2 protein-coding genes are annotated in these 2274 nt (G+C 75.8%); both read left to right on the top strand.

Going from position 1 to position 2274, the window contains the following annotated elements; genetic code table 11:
• The first annotated feature begins 138 nt into the window (after nucleotides 1-138).
• Entirely contained in the window at nucleotides 139-1062 is a 924-nt protein-coding gene (locus tag MR1_RS18995) for an AAA family ATPase (RefSeq protein WP_067250832.1), read from the top strand.
• The coding region (locus tag MR1_RS18990; RefSeq protein WP_067250829.1) for a DUF58 domain-containing protein at nucleotides 1063-2274 on the top strand (1212 nt) is incomplete at its 3' end. It lies immediately after the preceding gene.

Genomic DNA, 2274 nt, shown 5'->3' with positions numbered 1-2274 from the left:
GCGCCCCCTCCGCCCGCCGCCCCTCCGGCGCCCCCCACGCCCGCGCCGGGCGGCCCGGGCGGGACGACGCCCTCGCCGGCGCCGGCGGACACGGCCTCGCAGCCCGCCGCCGATCCCGACGCCGGTCTCCGCGAAGCGATGCACCGCGTCCGGCTCGAGGTCGACAAGGCGGTGGTCGGGCAGCCGGGCACCGTGACCGGGCTCCTCGTGGCCCTGCTCGCCCGCGGACACGTGCTGCTCGAGGGTGTGCCCGGCGTCGCGAAGACCCTCGTCGTCCGCGCGTTCTCCCGCGCCCTCGGACTCGACACCACGCGCGTGCAGTTCACGCCCGACCTCATGCCCGGGGACGTGACCGGATCGCTCGTCTACGACGCCCGATCCGGAGAGTTCGAGTTCCGGCCCGGCCCGGTCTTCACCCACATCCTGCTGGCCGACGAGATCAACCGCACCCCGCCGAAGACCCAGGCCGCTCTGCTGGAGGCCATGGAAGAGCGCCAGGTGTCCTCCGACGGCGGCAGCCGCGCGCTGCCCGACCCGTTCCTCGTGGCCGCGACGCAGAACCCCATCGAGCACGAGGGCACCTACTCCCTTCCGGAGGCGCAGCTCGACCGGTTCCTCATGAAGCTCGTGGTCGGGATGCCCGAGCGCGACGCCGAGGTGTCGGTCCTCCGTCGGCACGCGGACGGCTTCTCGCCGCGGGAGCTCACCGACCTCCGCGCCGTCGTCTCGCGCGACGAGATCGTCGCCGCGCAGCGCGCCGCCGCCCGTGTGGAGGTCACCGACGACGTGCTGGGCTACGTCGTCGATCTGGCCCGCGCCACGCGACAGGCCCCGTCCGTGCAGCTCGGCGCCAGCCCGCGCGCATCCACGGCGCTGTTGGCCGCCGCCAAGGCCTGGGCCTGGCTCAACGGGTCGAGCGCGGTCACGCCGGATCATGTGCAGACCATGCTCGTCCCGGTGTGGCGGCACCGGCTCCAGCTCCGACCGGACGCCGAGATGGAAGGAGTGTCGGCCGACGCCGTGCTCTCCTCCGTCGTCCAGCAGACCCGGGTTCCGATCTAGGTGTTCGTCACCGGCCGTCTCGTCCTGCTCGTCGCCCTCGGCGTGGTCCCCGTCGTCCTGCTGGACGTCGCGGGGGTCTCGGCGTGGGTCGCCTTGGCCGGCTGGCTGGTCCTCTGCGCCGTGCTCGTCGCCGTCGACGTGCTCGCCGCCGCCTCCCCCGCCGCGCTCCGGATCTCCCGTGACGTCCCGGCCCGATTGCGGCTGGGCGAGCCGGCCACGGCGGCCGTGCTGGTCCAGAACCCCGGCGCCCGTCGTCTGCGCGGCGTCCTGCGCGACGCCTGGCAGCCGACGGCGGGGGTCTCCGCCGCTCGGATCCCGCTCGACGTCCCGCCCGGGGAACGGCGTCGCCTGCCGGTCGCTCTGCGCCCCCGCCGCCGCGGCGAGCTGGAGAGCGCGTTCGTCGCGGTGCGCTCCGTCGGTCCGCTGGGACTCGCCGGGCGACAGGCGCGGCACGCCGTGCGCGGCGCCGTCCGGGTCCTTCCCCCGTTCGCGTCCCGCCGTCACCTCCCCTCACGGCTCGCCCGGCTGCGCGAGCTGGACGGGAACACGAGCGTCCAGGTGCGCGGTCAGGGCACCGAGTTCGACTCGCTGCGCGAATACGTCCGCGGCGACGACGTCCGCTCCATCGACTGGCGGGCCACCGCGCGCGCGGGCACGACGATGCTGCGCACCTGGCGCCCCGAGCGCGACCGGCACGTCGTGATCCTCATCGACACCGGCCGCACCTCCGCCGCGCGCGTCGGCGACGGCACCCGGCTGGACGCCGCGTTCGAAGCGACGCTGCTGCTCGCTGCTCTCGCGCAGCGGGCCGGCGACCACGTGCACCTGCTGCTGTTCGACCGGGTCGTGCGGGCCCGGGTGAGCGGGGTGGACGGCCCAGGGCTGCTCCCGGCGCTGACCGACGCCATGGCGCCCGTCCACCCGCGGCTGGTCGACACGGACTGGGGAGCGGCGTTCGCCGCCGTGCGGACGACGACCACCCGTCCGTCGCTGATCGTCGTCCTCACCGCGCAGGACGCGCCCGAGAGCGCCCGGAGCTTCCTCGGCGCCTTCCCCGCCCCGTCCCGCGCGACGACCGTGCTCGTCGGATCCGTCACCGACGAGTCGGTCGGCGACCTCGCGCGCGCCCGGCAGACCCGCGAGGACGTGTACCTCGCCGCCGCGGCCGAGCGCACCCTCCACGACGCCGCGTCCGTGGCCGACGCCGTGCGC

It is taken from the genome of Microbacterium resistens NBRC 103078 (genome assembly GCF_001552355.1).
Classification (GTDB): domain Bacteria; phylum Actinomycetota; class Actinomycetes; order Actinomycetales; family Microbacteriaceae; genus Microbacterium; species Microbacterium resistens.
Note: the sequence above shows the minus strand (reverse complement) of the source record. Positions and strands in the feature narration are given on the sequence as shown.